Origin of the sequence: Bacillus sp. FSL R5-0447, from assembly GCF_038606125.1 — a bacterium.
Classification (GTDB): Bacteria; Bacillota; Bacilli; order Bacillales; family Bacillaceae; genus Bacillus; species Bacillus velezensis.
This window is the reverse complement of record NZ_CP152012.1, coordinates 1,773,416-1,790,791: the sequence shown is the minus strand read 5'-3', so window position 1 is coordinate 1,790,791 and position 17,376 is coordinate 1,773,416. Positions and strand designations below refer to the sequence as shown.

The window sequence follows — 17,376 nt, the reverse complement described above, 5'->3', positions numbered from 1 at the left end:
TTAATCGAGCAAGCTGATCAGCTTATTCGCAAAACCTTGGTCAGTGACGGCGACAACGACACGTGATTCCTTGCCGATAGAGCGGCCGAGATCAGCGCGGCTTTCGACTTTTTTATAAGGCACTTTATAATAATTGCATTTATCGGATACTTTTTTTGCAGTATTCGCAGATGCATCTTCTGTCAGCAGAACAAGTTTTGCACGCGCATTTCTAATTTCTTTTATAACCAAGTCCTCGCCCGACACGACCTTACGAGCTCGATTGGCCAGACCCAGCAAGGGAAACCATTCCATTCCAGACATGTTATTTTTTCACCTTTTCCGCCAGTTCCAGCAATTCTTCGAAAATCTGGTCATCGATTTGTGATTGAAATTGATTTTGCAATGTGTTTTTCTTTTTCGCAGCTAAGATGCATTCTTTCTCAAGGGTGATATAGGCACCCCGCCCGTTCTTCTTTCCGGTCGGATCGACTGAAATCTCTCCTTCTTTAGAACGGACAATTCGGATCAGTTCCTTTTTAGGCTTCATTTCCCCCGTTACCACGCATTTGCGCAGAGGAATTTTTTTTCGCTTATTCACCTAAAGTCACCTCTTATTCATCCGATTCGGCTGTTTCAGGCTCCATAAAGAGCGGCTCTAAATCGTCATCTTCTTCATGCTCTCTCGGATAGATGCCAAGGTCTCTTGCATCCGTTTCACTTTTGATATCGATTTTCCAGCCTGTCAGTTTCGCAGCTAAGCGGGCGTTTTGCCCTCTTTTTCCGATTGCCAGAGAAAGCTGGTAATCAGGAACGATGACAGTCGTGGCTTTTTCTTCTTCGCTGACGATGACATCCAGCACTTTAGACGGGCTGAGCGCATTGGCAACAAATTCAACCGGATCGTCAGACCAGTTGACGATATCAATTTTTTCGCCTTTCAGTTCATTGACGATCGCCTGCACGCGCTGGCCTTTAGGACCGACGCATGAACCGACCGGATCAACGTCAGGATCATCAGTGCGGACGGAGATTTTAGAGCGGTCGCCCGCTTCTCTGGCAACGGATTTCAGTTCGACCGTTCCGTCATAAATTTCCGGCACTTCGATTTCAAAAAGACGCTTCAACAGACCAGGATGCGTTCTTGATACATAGATCTGAGGCCCTTTTGTCGTTTTTTCGACCTTTGTGATAAATACTTTAATCCGATCGTGCGGTTTATAGCTCTCATTCGGCATTTGTTCATTGACGGGCAGCAGCGCTTCAATCTTGCCGAGAGACACGTAAATAAACTTGCTGTCTAAGCGCTGTACAATTCCCGTCATGATGTCTTCTTCACGATCGATAAATTCTGAGTAAATCACGCCGCGCTCAGCTTCACGGACACGCTGCGTCACCACTTGTTTCGCCGTCTGCGCAGCAATGCGGCCGAAGTCTTTCGGCGTTACTTCTATTTCAACGACATCTCCGACAAGGTAGTTCGGATGGATGTGCTGGGCGTCGTCAAGCGAGATTTCAAGTCTTGAATCGTATACCTCGTCTACGACATCCTTTCTTGCGAACACGCGGATCGTGCCCGTCTCACGGTTCAGATCGACCCGTACGTTTTGCGCCTGGTTAAAATTTCGCTTATACGCGGAAATTAAGGCAGCTTCAATTGCTTCGATGATAATGTCTTTACTGATGCCTTTTTCTTTTTCAAGAATAGTGAGAGCATCTAATAGTTCACTGCTCATGTTAGCGGTCTCCCCCCTTAAACACTAATACTTCATTCATTAAAATGTTACAGCTAATCTTGCGTTAGCTATTTTTTCATACGGAATATTGACCCGTTTCTTTCTTGTTTTGACCGTCATCTCTATTGTAACAGTTTGTCCATCGAATTCAGCCAATTTGCCTTCAAACACTTTTAAACCGTCAATCGGTTCGTACGTTTTCATGTACACATTTTTGCCCAGTGATTTTTCGAAGTCGGCTTTTTTCTTTAATGGACGCTCGGCTCCAGGAGAAGATACTTCAAGAAAGTAGTTCTGGGTGATCGGATCGGCCTCATCCAGCTTTTCGCTTAACGCTTCGCTGACTTTGGCGCACTCCTCAATATCAACACCGTTCTCGGAATCAATAAACACGCGAAGGAACCAGTTTTGACCCTCTTTGACAAATTCAATGTCTACGAGTTCAAGCTGAAGGTCATCCAGTATGGGCTGAGCCATTTCTTGAACGGTATCAGTCACTTTTTTGCTCATGTTTTTCCTCCTTGTGCTGTCGATATCATATCAGCCGTTCCTCTGCATAAAAACCCTGCTTCAAAAGAGCAGGGGCATTGAGAAAACGATGGACATGTCGAGGCAAAATTGCCTGTTCAATACAAAAGAGCGGGTTTCCCCACTCTTTGCCTCGGTAATCGTTAGCATTTCCAATAAAACTATACCATAACCATATATTTAATGCAAATCAAACTCCGCTCGGAGGCTGTGCACAAAGCTTAAAACAGAGACAGCTGATTTTGGTCCGGAAGCGACTCAAGACAGCCGTGACGGTCTAAATACTCTAAAATGGTTTTTGACACTTTTCCTCGTTTTTGAAGATCCTCTTTTGAAAGGAACTCCCCTTCTTTCCGCGCTTTCACAATATTGAGAGCGGCGTTGGTTCCGAGTCCCGGAATTGAGTTGAACGGCGGGATGAGACTGTTGCCGTCAATGATAAATTCCGAAGCGCTCGAACGGTATAGATCGACCTTCTGGAAGGAATAGCCGCGCTCACACATTTCAAGCGCAAGCTCTAACACGGTAAGGAGGTTTTTCTCCTTCGGCGAAGCATCAAGCCCTTTAGAGCTGATATCATCCATCACCGCTCTGATGGCGGTCGAGCCTTTAATCATTGTATCAATGTCAAAGTCATCTGCGCGGACGGTAAAATACGCAGCATAATATAAAAGCGCGTGATGTACTTTAAAATAGGCAATCCGCACCGCCATCAGCACGTATGCGGCGGCGTGAGCTTTCGGGAACATGTATTTGATTTTTTTGCATGAATCAATATACCAGTTCGGCACATTGTTCTTTTTCATTTCTTCTTCCCATTCCGGCGTCAGGCCTTTGCCTTTACGGACGAATTCCATGATTTTAAAGGCCAGTGAAGGCTCAAGGCCCTGATAGATCAAGTAAACCATAATGTCATCACGGCAGCCGATCACTTCGCTCAGTTCACACGTATTGTTGTGTATCAGTTCCTGCGCATTGCCGAGCCATACGTCCGTTCCGTGAGAAAGCCCGGAAATCTGGACAAGCTCGGAGAACGTCGTCGGCTTCGTATCCTCAAGCATCTGCCGCACAAATCGCGTCCCGAATTCAGGAATGCCGAGCGTCCCCGTTTTACAGCCGATCTGCTCTTCAGTAACGCCGAGCGATTCTGTACCTTGGAAAATCTTCATAACTTCCGGATCATCTGTCGGAATCGTCTTCGGATCAATTCCGCTTAAATCCTGGAGCATCCGGATGACGGTCGGATCATCGTGCCCTAATATATCAAGCTTCAGCAGGTTGTCATGAATGGAGTGGAAGTCAAAATGAGTCGTTTTCCATTCAGACCCCGTCGCATCTGCCGGGAATTGTATCGGTGAAAAATCGTAAATATCCATGTAATCCGGGACAACGATAATCCCCCCCGGGTGCTGGCCGGTCGTTCTCTTAACCCCGGTGCAGCCTTGCACCAGACGGTCGATCTCCGCGCCGCGCATGTGCAGGTTGTGGTCGCCCGCATAGCCTTTCACATATCCGTAAGCCGTCTTTTCCGCGACGGTGCCGATCGTTCCAGCGCGATACACGTTATCTTCACCGAACAATACTTTCGTGTAGTTATGGGCATGCGGCTGATACTCACCTGAGAAGTTCAAGTCGATATCGGGTACTTTGTCACCTTTAAAGCCTAAGAACGTTTCAAACGGGATATCATGCCCGTCCTTTTTCAAAGGTGTGCCGCAAGACGGGCAGCTTTTATCCGGCAGGTCAAAACCGGAACCGACTGATCCGTCATTAAAGAATTCGGAATATCGGCAGCTCGGGCACACATAGTGCGGAGCGAGCGGGTTCACTTCAGTGATTTCCGTTAAGGTCGCCACAAGCGATGAACCGACGGACCCCCGGGAGCCGACGAGATAACCGTCATCCAGAGACCGTTTTACAAGCTTATGAGAGATGAGATAAATAACGGCGAACCCATGACCGATGATACTTTTTAATTCTTTTTCTATTCTCGCTTCCACAATTTCGGGAAGCTCTTCACCGTAAATGCTTCTGGCGCGCTGATAGCTCATTTCACGGATTTCTTCATCAGCCCCGTCAATTTTCGGCGTGTACAGATCGTCTTTGATCGGTTTGATCTCATCGACCATCGAAGCGACTTTCTGCGTATTGTCAACCACGATTTCTTTCGCTTTTTCCGCACCGAGGAAGGAGAAAGCCTCCAGCATTTCATCTGTCGTTCTGAAGTGCACTTTAGGCAGTTCGTGTCTGTTTAACGGGTTGGCGCCGCCTTGGGAAGATATTAAGATCTTCCGGTAAATTTTATCCTCATCGTTTAAATAGTGGACATTTCCCGTAGCCACGACCGGCTTATTCAATTTTTCTCCGAGCTTCGTAATGTTGGCGATGATTTCTTTCAGCGCTTTTTCATCCCGGACGAGCTCAAGCTGCAGAAGGTGTCTGTATACTTCCGGCGGCTGCACTTCAAGATAATCATAGAAGGATGCGATATCTTCAACCTCTTCAGGAGATTTTTGCATCATGCCTTCAAAGACCTCACCCCTGTCACAGGCAGAGCCGATTAACAGACCTTCTCTGTATTTATTAAGCTGCGACCTCGGAATGCGCGGCACTCTGTAGAAATATTGAATATGAGAAATGGACACGAGCTTAAACAGATTTTTAAGGCCGGTCTCATTTACGGCAAGCAATGTAGCGTGATAAGGTCTTGATCTCTGATAAGCATTGGATTGTCCCATATTCTCATTCAGCTGATCATGATAAAAAATGTCTTTTTCAGCGGCATCTTTGAGCATTTTCAACAGCAGGTAGCCCGTTGCTTCAGCGTCAAAAACCGCTCGGTGATGCTGGGTTAATTCGATATCAAACTTCTTACATAACGTATTTAAGCGGTGATTTTTAAACTCAGGATACAGGAAACGCGCGAGTTCCAGCGTATCAATGACCGGATTTTTCGCTTTTTCCGTTTTCAAAAGACGCTTGTACGCCACATTTAAAAATCCCATATCAAAGCTGGCGTTATGAGCCACAAGCACGTCATCGCCGATCCATTCTTTAAAATCCCGGACGACGTCAACGACATCGGGAGCGTCGCGGACCATGTCGTCCGTAATCCCGGTAAGCTCTATCGTCGTTGCTGACAGCGGATGGTGCGGATTGGCGAACGCTTCGAATTTATCGATAATTTCTCCGCCTCTTATTTTGACTGCGGCAAGCTCAATGATGGTGTCATACACTGCGGACAGACCTGTCGTTTCAACGTCAAAGACAACGTATGTGTCTTCTTCCAGGAGACGGTGAGCTGGATTGTATGCGATCGGAACGCCGTCATCTACGATATTGGCTTCCATTCCGTAAATCATTTTAATGCCGTGTTTTTTCGCGGCGGAATAGGCATCCGGGAAAGACTGCACAACGGCATGATCAGTTAACGCAATCGCTTCATGTCCCCATTTTTTCGCCTGTTCGACAAGCTTTCCGATGCCCGTTACAGCATCCATTTGGCTCATCGGAGAATGCAGATGAAGCTCAACCCGTTTTTCGCCTTCAGGAGCGGTGTCTTCACGGGTTTTGGCTTTTATTTCATTCACGTCATTTGCAATCATGACGAGATCTCTGACGAATGTATCGTTTTGAATGCTTCCCCGCGCCTTCACCCACATGCCTTTTTTCAGCGTTTTCATCAAAGCGGCGTCTTCTTTTTCTCTGGCGAACATTTTTACTAAAATGCTGTTTGTATAGTCCGTGATTTTGAAAATGCAGAGCGTGCGTCCGCTTTTCAGCTCGCGTGTTTCAGCATCAAACACAAACCCCTGCACCGTAATTCTTCTTTCTTCATCCATGATGCTGTCAAGCGTCCGGATTTCTTCGTTCTCTTTAATTTGATAGCCGATGACAAGCGGTCCGGACGGTGCCTGATCCTCATCGCCCTCTTTTTCCTTCTTCTCCATCTCGATAAGCGCCTGCATCGCCCGCTCCTGATCTTCAGCAAGCTTTTGCTCGCGGAATTTCTGGACTTCTTGGTCAGATACGAAAATTTCGGTATCCAGCTGCAGTTCCGGAAAGCCGAATTGGCGGTAGCTGTGCTGAATCAGTGCGCTGTATTTATTTTTGAGCGCAGATGCTTCTGTATCTGTTTTTGTTTTCACGATCAGTTTGTTTCCCTTGAGCTTCGGCTTCTGCTGATTCAAAAGAGCCACCATCGGCGGCGAGGTTCCTTCAAGCTCTTCAATACAGCGTGTCCAATAATCCTGTACAAGCTCCTCTGTCACTGTAGGGTCGATGACCTGAACAGACGATGTGACACGGGCGATGTGAGCAAACGATTGTGTTAACCTCATCATGAATGAATCATATATTTGATACGGCAAAAGAGCCTTAAAGCGAAATTGGAAATGCCAGGCTTTTTCTGCTTTATGGATTGTCAGTTTATCAATCTCTCCGTCTTCAAAGTATGTCATGAAGGTATCATCTGTCATATTAAGCTGCTGCAGAAGAATCTGAAACTGTCTTCTGTTTACTGATAACTGTTCCATTCAGACAGTATCCCTCCCTTAAAACATCATAAGTGAAGGTACCTCCGCAGGTGATGAGGTACCTTCTTTTTTCTCTATTTTAACATGATTTTGTATGATTCGTTATGGTGATTACTTCGTCTTGATAAATTCAGAAAGCTCATCCACTGAAACTTCGGCAGATTCACCGGTTTTGCGGATTTTCACTTCTACGATGCCTTCATCGGCACGTTTTCCGACAGTGATGCGGATCGGAAGGCCGATCAGATCAGAATCAGCAAACTTCACGCCTGCGCGTTCAGCACGGTCATCGTATAATACCTCATAACCTTCCGCCTGGAATTTGCCGTAAAGCTGTTCAGCAAGCTCTTTTTGCGCTTCGTTTTTCATATTCAGCGCCAAAATATGAAGGTCATACGGAGCAACGCTTTTCGGCCAGATCAAGCCTTTTTCGTCGTGATGCTGTTCAGCGATGGCTGAAAGCGTTCTGGACACGCCGATTCCGTAACATCCCATCAGCATCGGCTGCGCACGCCCGTTTTCATCAAGGTATGTCGCATTCATCGCTTCAGAGTAACGCGTGCCGAGTTTAAAGACTTGTCCGACCTCAATCCCTTCAGCGAAACGGATCGTGCCTTTTCCGTCAGGTGACGGATCGCCTTCCTGAATGATTCGAAGATCGGCATATGCTTTTACTGACGCGTCACGTTCGATGTTTACGTTTCGGTAATGACGGTCTTTTTCATTCGCGCCGCTAACAGCGTTTACCATTACTTTCACGGCTTGGTCGGCATAAATCTCAATGTCGCCGGCAGCGCCGATCGGCCCCGCAAATCCCGGCTCCGTGCCAAGTTTCTCGGCTACTTCTTCATGAGACGCAAGCTCAACCACTTCCGCGTTCAGAAGGTTTTTCACTTTCACGTCATTGACCTCATGATCGCCTCTTACTAACACGAGAACAAATCGGTCATCAGCTTTAAACAGCATTGATTTGATGCAGGCGCTCGGCTCGATCTGCAAGAACGAAGCGAGCTCTTCAATGCTTTTGACATTAGGCGTATCAATTTTCTCCAATGCCTCGGGTGTTTCATCTGACGGCTCGCTGTTCATGACAACTTCCGCCATTTCCGTATTGGCTGCGTAAGAGGATCCATCAGAATAAGCGATGGTATCTTCCCCTATTTCAGAAAGAGCCATAAATTCATGCGTGTCTTTTCCGCCCATCGCGCCCGAGTCGGCAATAACGGGACGGACGTTTAATTCACAGCGTGCGAAAATGCTGCTGTATGCGCCGTACATGTTTTGGTATGTTTCCTCCAGACTTTCTTCAGAAGCATGGAAAGAATACGCATCTTTCATGATGAATTCGCGTCCGCGCAATAACCCGAAACGCGGGCGTTTTTCATCTCTGAATTTAGACTGGATCTGGTAAAGAGTGAGCGGCAGACGCTTATAAGATTTCACCTCATCGCGCACGAGAGAAGTAATGACTTCTTCATGTGTCGCGCCTAAAGCAAATTCACGGCCGTGGCGGTCTTTCAGACGCATTAATTCAGGCCCGTACGTATACCACCTGCCTGATTCCTGCCATGTTTCAGCCTGCTGAAGGGCCGGCATCAGCATTTCCACCGCGTTGATTTTTTCCATTTCTTCACGCACGATCTTCTGAATGTTTTGAATGACCCTGTAAGCCAGGGGCATGTAGCTGTAAACCCCGCTCGTATTTTGTCTGATAAATCCCGCTCTCAGCAGAAGCTTATGGCTTTTTGCTTCAGCATCAGCCGGCACTTCTCTCAGGGTCGGAATAAGCGTCAAACTTTGTCTCATGTCTTCGCACCTCTGATTTTTTACTAGTCAATTATAAGAATAAACGCTGGATATCGTTCCATGTGACAACCAGCATAAGAAGCATTAAGAAAGCTACGCCGATAAATACGACAAATGCTTCCTTGTCACGGTTTATCGGCTTGCCGCGGATTGCTTCAATGAATAAAAACAGCAGCCGCCCGCCGTCAAGCGCCGGTATCGGCAGCAGGTTGACAATTCCCAGGTTGATGCTTAAAAACGCCGCAAACTGGAATAGGTTGATAATACCGGTTTTTGCAACTTGATCCGTCATATCATAAATGCCGACAGGACCCGAAAGCATATCAAGCTTAAACTGGCCTGTCACAAGTTTGCTCAGATTGGTCAGAATCGCTTTTGTGACATCAACGGTAGATGTCGCGCCATAGGCAATCGCTGCAAGCGCGCCTTTTTCAGTCGGCGCATAAGAGCCGAAGCGGCCGATTGTTTTTTTATTTTCATCTTTTACAGCTTCAGGTGTAACCGAGATATGAAACGATTTGCCGTCCCGTTTGACGGCGACATCGATTTTTTTTCCGGGATTTTCTTTTACCGCTGTCACGATGTCGGTCCATGACATCATTTTTTCACCGTTAATGCTCTGGATATAGTCGCCTTCTTTTAAACCGGCAGCCGCTGCGCGTCCATTGTCTGTCAGCTTCCCGAGCTCAGGCTGATTCGAAGGCACGCCTTGAATGAATCCGAGCATGACGAGAATGACATACGCTAAGATGAAGTTCATTATCGGACCGGCAGCAATCGCCTTAATCCGCTTCCATACGGGTTTAGACCCGAATTGTCGATTGTAAGGCGCAATCTGCACTTCTTCTCCGTCTACGATAAAAAAGGAGGTCTGACTGACAGTAAAGCCCGCCAGTTCATCTTCTTTCCCCTGCTCGTACCCGGTAATCTTCATTTCGTGCTCAAGATCAGCCGTCTCCACCTCAATAATTAAAGCGTCGGGATATTTTTCCTTTTGATTAATGATGACTTTTTCCACTTCGTCATCTTTATTAAAAAGAAGCCCGACGGTATAACCGGGTTTGACTTCGATCATCTCCGGGTCTTCACCGGCCATGCGGACGAACCCGCCGACCGGAAGGAGTCTGATCGTATACACGGTTTCATTCTTTTTAAATGAAAAGATTTTAGGGCCGAAGCCGATCGCAAATTCACGGCAAAGGATTCCCGCTCTTTGGGCGAGCAATAAATGCCCGAGCTCATGGAAAAAAACGAGCGTTCCGAAAATAATAATAAACGCGATAACTGTATTCACGAACATACCACCTTATGTGAGTATTGAATTAACGTATCCCCGGGTGTCTTTGTCCACTTCTTGGATATCCGCAAGACTCGGATCCTGAATTACGCTGTGGCGGTCCAATGCTTGTTCAATCAGGTCCTCAATCGATAAGAATGAAATCCGTCCGGCAAGAAAAGCGGCAACGGCTTCTTCGTTGGCCGCATTTAAAACCGTCGGCATCGTTCCCCCTATTTTACCTGATTCAAAGGCAAATTGTAAGCAGCGGAACCTTTCAAAGTCAGCTTTCGCAAAATGGAGGCTTCCGATCTCCCATAATTCAAGCCTTTTTGTTTCAGGCAGAGGCAGACGGTCCGGATATGTCAGCGCATATTGAATCGGCACCCTCATGTCCGGATTTCCGAGCTGGGCGATGACGCTTCTGTCGTGAAATTCAACCATCGAATGAATGATGCTCTCCTTATGTAATAGAACGTCAATCTGTTCATACGGAATGTCAAACAGCCAATGCGCCTCAATGACTTCAAGTCCTTTATTCATCATTGTAGCCGAGTCAATCGTAATTTTTGCGCCCATCGACCAGTTCGGGTGGTTAAGGGCGTCGGCAATCGTTACAGACTCAAGCTCCTGCCGCGTTTTATCTCTGAAACTGCCGCCGGATGCCGTAATGATCAGGCGCTCGATATTTTTGCTCTGTTCGCCTTGCAGGGCTTGAAAAATAGCGGAATGTTCGCTGTCGACCGGAAGAAGAGGAACACCGTATCGTTTTGCGTGTCCTTTCACTATATGCCCGGCAGTGACGAGAGTTTCCTTATTTGCAAGCGCAATTGTTTTTTTCTGTTCAATCGCTTTCAAAGTCGGGATTAAACCGACGCTTCCAAGCAGCGCATTGACCACGATATCCACTTCGTCCATGACTGCCGCTTCAATCAGGCCTTCTTCTCCGATGCCGATTTGACATTCATGAGAAAAAGACGCTTCTTTCACTTTTTGGTATGTATCCATGTCGCCGACTGCTACATATTTCGGCTGAAACGTTCTGATCAACGGGATCGCTTTCTCGGCGTTTTTACCGAAAGTCATCGAGACGAGACGGAACTGATCTTGATGCATGCGCAATACGTCTAACGTCTGCTCCCCTATTGATCCTGTTGCTCCTAAAAGACAAATATTCTTCAAAATGCCACTCCCATTCTATGCGTCCAGATCGGTCTTATTTTCATATTAGCCTTTCTCATGAAAAAAGCGCAAGCAGAAAGTATAAGAACGGCATGACAAACAAAAAGCTGTCAAATCGATCTAAAATGCCGCCGTGCCCGGGAAGGATTTTTCCCGAATCCTTCACATCATAGTGCCGCTTAAGCGCTGATTCAACCAAATCCCCGATCTGTCCGAATACAGACAGAACAAGCGTGATGACCAAAAGAACCGGGTATGAAATCGGAAGGTGCGCAAACAGCTGAAAAACAGCCGTAAAAATAAGGGCGATGACAATACCGCCGAGAAACCCTTCCACTGTTTTGTTGGGGCTGATTTCGGGCCACAGCTTCCGCTTCCCGAGCGACTTTCCGACGAAATATGCGCCTGAGTCCGTTGACCATATGACAACGCAGGCATAAAAGATATACAAAAGCCCGTTTGTTTCAATGTTTCTGATTTCAATAAAATAATGAAAACACAGTCCGATATATACCGTCGCGAGAACGATAAACCCGACTTCGTCAAACGTAAAGGTGTTTTTCACGAGCACCGTATAGCTGAGCAGAATCAATACAGCGAAAATCGTTACTTCCATTTTCGCATCGAAAAAATGATACTTGTCCGGCATCATATACAGCCATAACAACAAGAGGCTGATCAGACCCGGAAAAGAAAAAAATCTGAGCTTTTTCATCCGCAAAAGCTCAAAAAGCGCTATACTTCCCATCACGTAAACAAATACGGTGAACGGCAATCCTCCGAAAATAACCAAAAATAAAAATAATGCCGCTGCCAGAACACCTGTTAACAATCTTTGTTTCATTTCCACCATCCTCTAAATTCCGCCAAACCTCCGGCCCCGCTGCTGAAATTCTCCCACTGCCTGCAGAAAGTGATCTTCTTTAAAATCGGGCCACAGGACATCTGTAAAAACAAATTCACTGTAAGCCACCTGCCAAAGCATAAAGTTGCTCAATCTGATTTCTCCGCTCGTTCTGATGAGCAGCTCCGGGTCCTGGATTGATTCTGTCATTAAATGCCCGGAAAAGAGCGCTTCATCAATGTCTTCGATATTCAGCGTGCCGCTTTTCACCTGTTCAGCCAGTGCTTTTGCCGCATTGACGATTTCCGTGCGTCCGCCGTAGTTCAAAGCGAAATTGAGAATCAGCCCGTCATTTTGTTCTGTATCTTTTACGGCCTTCTCAATCGCCCTGTACGTATGAGAAGGGAGCGCGGATTCATCTCCGATAATTTTCACCTGTACATTTTCCTCTATTAATTCAGGAAGATACGTATTCAGGAACTCTTCCGGAAGCTTCATCAAAAAGTCGACTTCCATCTTCGGGCGCTTCCAGTTCTCCGTTGAAAACGCATAAAGAGTCAGAACTTTAACGCCGAGCTGACTTGCGAGCTTTGTCACCCTTTTTACCACTTTCATTCCTTCATGATGTCCTGCAATCCGAGGGAGTGAACGCTTCTTCGCCCAGCGTCCGTTTCCGTCCATAATAATGGCAATGTGTGCGGGAATTTCACCCTTCAGTATGTCTTCTTTTGTATACCGTTCTAAGTTGGAAGCCGCATTCTGCTGATTCTTCCAATTTTTGAGTATGTTGAGCATGAGATTCCTCCGTCACCCAAAAAGGTTGCGTTGCTGATGATCAATGTAATCAACAGTATTAACAAAAAAACCCCCTGTAAACATGAGAGGGTCTTTTCACATTATCTATTGTACATAGTTTTTCATTAAACTTCCATGATTTCTTTTTCTTTGTCCTTTGTGACGCTGTCAATTTTTGACACATATTCATCTGTCAGCTTTTGAACGTCTTCACTGGAAGCACGAAGCTCGTCTTCTGTGATGTCTCCGTTTTTCTCAAGTTTTTTGAGGTCATCGTTGCTGTCACGGCGGACATTACGGACTGCTACTTTCGCTTCTTCCGCGTATTTTTTCACGACTTTGACAAGTTCTTTACGTCTTTCTTCCGTCAGAGCCGGGATCGCGATGCGGATAATTGTGCCGTCACTTGTCGGCGTTACGCCAAGATCAGCTTTCAGAATCGCTTTTTCAATATCGCCGATTGCCGTTTTGTCATACGGTGTGACAACAAGCATACGCGCTTCAGGCACATTGATGGAAGACAGCTGGTTTAAAGGTGTTTGGGCACCGTAGTATTCTACTGTCACTTTATCCAATAGAGATGGGTTGGCACGTCCTGCGCGGACTGACGCCAATTCACGTGAATAAGCGGCAACCGCTTTTTCCATGCGTTCTTTTGTTTGTGTTAATACTTCGTTTGACAACGTTATTTCCCCCTTACGATCGTTCCGATTGATTCGCCGATTACGGCACGCTTAATATTTCCTTCTTCCATAATAGAAAAGACGATCAGCGGAATATCATTATCCATACATAGTGAAGAAGCCGTAGAATCCATGACTTCCAGCCCGTCTTTTAACACATCGAGATAAGATAATTTTTCGTATTTAACGGCTGACTCATCTTTTCTCGGATCAGCATTATACACACCGTCGACATTATTTTTTGCCATTAAGATCACGTCCGCTTCGATTTCAGCGGCACGCAGCGCTGCGGTTGTGTCCGTAGAGAAATAAGGGTTTCCTGTTCCCGCGGCAAAAATAACAACGCGTTTTTTCTCCAGGTGGCGGATGGCTTTTCTTCTGATGTAAGGCTCAGCGACCTGACGCATTTCAATTGATGTCTGCACTCTGGACTGAATTCCGAGCGTTTCCAGGCTGTCCTGCAGGGCAAGTGAGTTCATGACAGTAGCAAGCATGCCCATATAATCGGCCGTCGCACGGTCCATTCCTAAGTCACTGCCCGTTTTTCCGCGCCATAAGTTGCCGCCGCCTACGACTACGGCCACTTCGACGTCAAGCTCAGCGATTTCTTTTACCTGTTTAGCGATGGATTGGATGACAGTCGGATTAATGCCGTTTCCCTGCTCTCCTGCCAATGCTTCTCCGCTAAGCTTTAAAACGATACGATTGTATTTTGGTTTTTCCATAATAACCTCCAAGTGTAAACATTGCCGTTTCCTATTATGCAAGAGAAAAAAAGGTTTGTAAATATAGTTTTAAAAATAGGGAACACAAGTAGTGTCCCCTATACTGCCTGAAAAGCCGCGAAAGATTCGCCAAGGCTTTCCGCCATTATTTTTTCACTTGGTTCATAACTTCTTCAGCAAAGTTTTCTTGGCGTTTTTCAATACCTTCTCCAACTTCGTAGCGGACGTAAGTTTTAACAGATGCGTTTTTCGCAGCCACAACTTGTTTCACTTTTTCGTCTGGGTTTTTAACGAAAGCTTGGTCTAATAAGCAAATTTCTTCGAAGAATTTGTTCAGACGGCCTTCAACCATTTTAGCTACGATGTTTTCCGGTTTGCCTTCTTGAAGAGCTTGCTGAGTCAGAATCTGACGCTCATGGTTTGCTTCTTCTTCAGACACTTGGTCGCGGGAAATGTAACGAGGATTTACCGCTGCAACATGCATCGCGATGTCTTTTGCAAGATCTTCGTCAGTTGTTCCGCTAAGAACGGATAATACGCCGATGCGGCCTCCCATGTGAAGGTAAGCACCGAACGCTTCGCTGTCTTCTTTTGTAATAACAGCAAAACGGCGAAGAGTGATTTTCTCTCCGATTTTAGCAACGTTGCTTGTGATGTATTCTTCAACAGTAGAACCGTTTTCCATCTTTTGACCCATTGCTTCTTCAAGATCAGCAGGAGCGTTTGCAAGAAGGTGGTCAGCAAGCGTGTTCAGAAGCTCTTTGAAGCCTTCGTTTTTCGCAACGAAATCAGTTTCAGAGTTTACTTCTAAGATAACGCCTTTGTTGCCGTCAGTTTTAATAAGAGTAGAACCTTCAGCAGCGATACGGTCAGCTTTTTTAGCCGCTTTCGCAATTCCTTTTTCTCTCAGAAGGTCGATTGCTTTGTCCATATCTCCGTCAGTTTCAGTCAATGCTTTTTTACAGTCCATCATACCAGCGCCTGTTTTTTGACGCAGTTCTTTTACCTGCTGTGCAGTAATAGCCATTTGAATTCCTCCTTATATGTGTAAACAAGATATGTATAGATACATTTTTCTTGAAAAAAGGTGATAAAAGGCAGTCCCTCTTATCACCTTTTGATTAGGTTACGCAGTTGTCGTTTCTGTTTCAGGTGCAGTCTCTTCAGCAGCTTCCGCTTCTTCTTCGCCTTGCTTCGCTTCAAGAATAGCATCTGCCATTTTAGAAGTAAGAAGTTTGACAGCGCGGATTGCGTCATCGTTTGCAGGGATTACGACATCAATTTCATCAGGATCACAGTTTGTATCTACGATTCCGATGATAGGAATGTTCAATTTGCGAGCTTCCGCAACAGCGATGCGCTCTTTGCGAGGATCGATGATGAATAATGCATCAGGAAGATCCTTCATGTCTTTAATTCCGCCGAGGAATTTTTCAAGACGCTCTAATTCTTTTTTCAATTGAACAACTTCTTTTTTCGGAAGTACTTCAAATGTACCGTTTTCTTGCATTTTCTCGATGTCTTTCAGACGCTTAATGCGTTTTTGGATTGTTTCGAAGTTTGTCAGTGTACCGCCCAACCAGCGTTGGTTGACATAGTACATGCCAGAGCGTACAGCTTCTTCTTTAACAGAATCCTGAGCTTGTTTTTTTGTGCCGACGAAAAGGATTTTTCCGCCTTCAGCAGCAAGGTTTTTCGTGAAGTTGTAAGCTTCCTCTACTTTTTTCACTGTTTTTTGAAGGTCAATGATGTAGATTCCGTTACGCTCCGTGAAAATGTAACGCTTCATTTTTGGGTTCCAGCGGCGTGTTTGGTGGCCGAAGTGAACACCAGCTTCAAGCAATTGTTTCATAGAAATAACTGACATGTGATTTCCTCCTAATAAAATGGTTTTTTTCCTCCGCTTAGGTCATTTTTGTGCAGAACTGCCGTTTGCAGCACCCTCTGCATAAATCGTTAAGCGTGTGTATTTAACACCAAGACATAATATAACACAGCTTTATGCGACAATCAAGAATCCTTTACAGCTTTGCCTCGAAATTTTAAAAACAGCTCGATTTCTGTCTTTCCGCTCTGCATCCGTTTGGCGATTTCCGCGGGGGTGAGCCCTTGTTCATATAATTCTGAAACACGTTCTTCAAACGAATACGCACCGTTGTTTTCATCACTTTCAGCCCGTTCCGTTGCACTGATGAGCTTTTCCATGTGGTCCGGAATATCAGGCTCTTCTTTCGGTTCCGCCCGGGGTTCGGCGTCTTCTGCGTCCGGCGCTTGACGGCTTTTTGCGTCTTCGAGTCTTTCATTTTCTTCTTTCAGCTCAAGCAGAAACGCTGCAAGGGTGTTTTCCGTCTCTTCAAGAATCTTCTTCTGCTGGCGCTCCGTCTCCTTGAGGGCTGAAAACCTCGTGTACAGAATAATGACGGCATAAAGCAGTACGCCGTGAAGCACAAAGCTTAAAAGCCATAATAGTGTTGACATGTTTTTCACTCGCTAACCATGAGTTCATTATTGAATTACTTTTTCAAGCAGATGCTTTAATTTAAACAGCGCCTTTGAATGAATCTGTGAAATCCGCGACGTCGAAAGGTTCAGGACTTGTCCGATCTCGGTCAAAGTCAGTTCTTCTTTATAGAATAAACTGACGACAAGCTGCTCTTTTTCAGAGAGCTCGTGAATTTTGCCCGCAAGCTGAGCGATCAGCTCGTCCTTCATGATTTTTTCTTCCGGCGGCACATTTTTGTCATCTCTGATCATCACTTGAATATTCTCACCGTCATCCTGGTCGTGAAGCTTTTCATCAATTGATAAGAGATTGGCAAAAAACCCTTCATTCATCGTTGATACTACGTCCTGCTCCGTCATCCCCAGCTCTTCTGCGATCTCTGAAGGCGTCACATTCCGAAGGTAGCGCTGTTCAAGTTTTTCGATCGCCGCTTCGACTTTTTTTGTCTTCTCCCGTGAAGTTCTGGGCAGCCAATCTTCTTTACGCAGCCCGTCGATGATTGCACCGCGAATTCTAAACGAGGCATAGGTATCAAATTTTAAATCCCGGCCGGGGTCAAATTTTTCCAGGGCATCATATAAACCAAGCATACCAAGGCTCATTAGATCGTCTTTATGCACCGATTTCGGCAGTCCGACGGAAATTCTGCCGACATGATATGTGACCAGCGGCATGTAACGGCGCATTAAATCATCACCGGCTTTAGGATCTTTCCACTCTTTCCAGCGCGACCAAAGCACCTGATCTTCATAATTCAAGGATTGCATTGTTATCCCCCTACCTC

Annotated in this window: 16 protein-coding genes; all 16 read right to left on the bottom strand. The window is 45.9% G+C overall.

The genetic code is table 11. The features are described from left to right. Positions 1–303: a YlxQ family RNA-binding protein gene (locus tag NYE68_RS09130; protein ID WP_003154192.1), complete on the bottom strand. Its 303-nt coding sequence runs from the start codon at positions 301–303 to the stop codon at positions 1–3. 1 nt (position 304) lies between these two features. Next, complete coding sequence (gene rulR, locus NYE68_RS09125; RefSeq protein ID WP_003154193.1) at positions 305–580, bottom strand: glucose-induced regulator RulR; 276 nt, start codon at positions 578–580, stop codon at positions 305–307. A 13-nt stretch (positions 581–593) separates the two neighbouring features. Further along, the gene (gene nusA, locus NYE68_RS09120) at positions 594–1,715 is read right to left on the bottom strand and encodes a transcription termination factor NusA (protein WP_003154195.1); all 1,122 of its coding nucleotides are present in this window, start codon (positions 1,713–1,715) and stop codon (positions 594–596) included. Between the two features lie 39 nt (positions 1,716–1,754). After that, on the bottom strand, positions 1,755–2,225 hold the full coding sequence (gene rimP, locus NYE68_RS09115) for a ribosome maturation factor RimP (protein ID WP_007409801.1): 471 nt from the start codon (positions 2,223–2,225) through the stop codon (positions 1,755–1,757). Positions 2,226–2,464: 239 nt separating this feature from the next. Next, positions 2,465–6,778 carry a PolC-type DNA polymerase III gene (locus tag NYE68_RS09110; RefSeq protein ID WP_015417483.1) on the bottom strand — a complete coding sequence of 1,438 codons (4,314 nt, stop codon included), beginning with the start codon at positions 6,776–6,778 and terminating at the stop codon, positions 2,465–2,467. Between the two features lie 111 nt (positions 6,779–6,889). Beyond that, positions 6,890–8,584: a proline--tRNA ligase gene (gene proS / locus NYE68_RS09105; RefSeq protein ID WP_007611460.1), complete on the bottom strand. Its 1,695-nt coding sequence runs from the start codon at positions 8,582–8,584 to the stop codon at positions 6,890–6,892. Between the two features lie 31 nt (positions 8,585–8,615). Further along, a complete protein-coding gene (gene rseP, locus NYE68_RS09100) occupies positions 8,616–9,884 on the bottom strand; it encodes an RIP metalloprotease RseP (RefSeq protein ID WP_015417482.1) in 1,269 nt (422 codons plus the stop codon). Between the two features lie 6 nt (positions 9,885–9,890). Then, positions 9,891–11,042: a 1-deoxy-D-xylulose-5-phosphate reductoisomerase gene (dxr, locus tag NYE68_RS09095; protein WP_064115454.1), complete on the bottom strand. Its 1,152-nt coding sequence runs from the start codon at positions 11,040–11,042 to the stop codon at positions 9,891–9,893. Between the two features lie 55 nt (positions 11,043–11,097). Continuing rightward, a complete protein-coding gene (locus NYE68_RS09090) occupies positions 11,098–11,895 on the bottom strand; it encodes a phosphatidate cytidylyltransferase (RefSeq protein ID WP_007409796.1) in 798 nt (265 codons plus the stop codon). Between the two features lie 3 nt (positions 11,896–11,898). Beyond that, positions 11,899–12,681 carry an isoprenyl transferase gene (locus NYE68_RS09085; protein WP_007611457.1) on the bottom strand — a complete coding sequence of 261 codons (783 nt, stop codon included), beginning with the start codon at positions 12,679–12,681 and terminating at the stop codon, positions 11,899–11,901. A gap of 125 nt (positions 12,682–12,806) precedes the next feature. Further along, complete coding sequence (gene frr / locus NYE68_RS09080) at positions 12,807–13,364, bottom strand: ribosome recycling factor (protein ID WP_003154212.1); 558 nt, start codon at positions 13,362–13,364, stop codon at positions 12,807–12,809. 2 nt (positions 13,365–13,366) lie between these two features. Then, positions 13,367–14,089, bottom strand: a complete 723-nt coding sequence (gene pyrH, locus NYE68_RS09075) for a UMP kinase (RefSeq protein ID WP_003154213.1) — start codon at positions 14,087–14,089, stop codon at positions 13,367–13,369. Between the two features lie 145 nt (positions 14,090–14,234). Beyond that, complete coding sequence (tsf, locus tag NYE68_RS09070) at positions 14,235–15,116, bottom strand: translation elongation factor Ts (protein ID WP_007409794.1); 882 nt, start codon at positions 15,114–15,116, stop codon at positions 14,235–14,237. Positions 15,117–15,215: 99 nt separating this feature from the next. Next, positions 15,216–15,956, bottom strand: a complete 741-nt coding sequence (rpsB, locus tag NYE68_RS09065; RefSeq protein WP_003154215.1) for a 30S ribosomal protein S2 — start codon at positions 15,954–15,956, stop codon at positions 15,216–15,218. 143 nt (positions 15,957–16,099) lie between these two features. Then, the gene (locus NYE68_RS09060) at positions 16,100–16,567 is read right to left on the bottom strand and encodes a Swarming motility protein SwrB (protein ID WP_113766243.1); all 468 of its coding nucleotides are present in this window, start codon (positions 16,565–16,567) and stop codon (positions 16,100–16,102) included. A gap of 27 nt (positions 16,568–16,594) precedes the next feature. Further along, positions 16,595–17,359, bottom strand: a complete 765-nt coding sequence (sigD, locus tag NYE68_RS09055) for an RNA polymerase sigma-28 factor SigD (protein WP_003154217.1) — start codon at positions 17,357–17,359, stop codon at positions 16,595–16,597. Positions 17,360–17,376 lie beyond the last annotated feature (17 nt).